Origin of the sequence: Mesorhizobium sp. M1A.F.Ca.ET.072.01.1.1 (genome assembly GCF_004023325.1) — a bacterium.
GTDB lineage: Bacteria > Pseudomonadota > Alphaproteobacteria > Rhizobiales > Rhizobiaceae > Mesorhizobium.
Genome location: NZ_RZSF01000765.1, coordinates 1 through 416 on the forward strand (window position 1 = coordinate 1; position 416 = coordinate 416).

At 70.2% G+C, this 416-nt stretch carries 1 protein-coding gene; it reads left to right on the forward strand.

From position 1 onward, the window contains the following. On the forward strand, positions 1 to 416 hold a 416-nt coding region (locus tag EOA32_RS37925; protein WP_145971541.1), incomplete at both ends, for a nucleotidyltransferase family protein.

The following is a 416-nucleotide window of genomic DNA, read 5'->3' on the forward strand; positions in this document are numbered from 1 at the left end:
TCGGAGGCCTGTCGATGGAAATCCCGTCCAGGCCGCAGCCGCGCGAGCCGCTGCCGTCGCGGTCGGCAAAAGCGGAGCCGAGGGTCGACATCGTGCTTCTCGCCGCCGGGCGCTCCAGCCGCATGGGCGGGCCGAACAAACTGCTGGCGCTGTTCGACGGCAAGCCGCTGGTGCGGCGCACCGCCGAGCGGGCGCTGGGATCGAAGGCGGCCAACGCCATCGTCGTCACCGGCCATCAGCGCGAGCGGGTGCGCTCGGCGCTCTCAGGTCTCGACATCACGCTTGCCCACAATCCGGACTTCGCCGACGGGTTGGCCTCGTCGCTTAAGGCGGGCATCGCGCGGGTCGCGCCCGACGCGGCCGGCGCCATCATCGTGCTCGGCGACATGCCTGGTATCTCGTCTAAGGATCTCGAT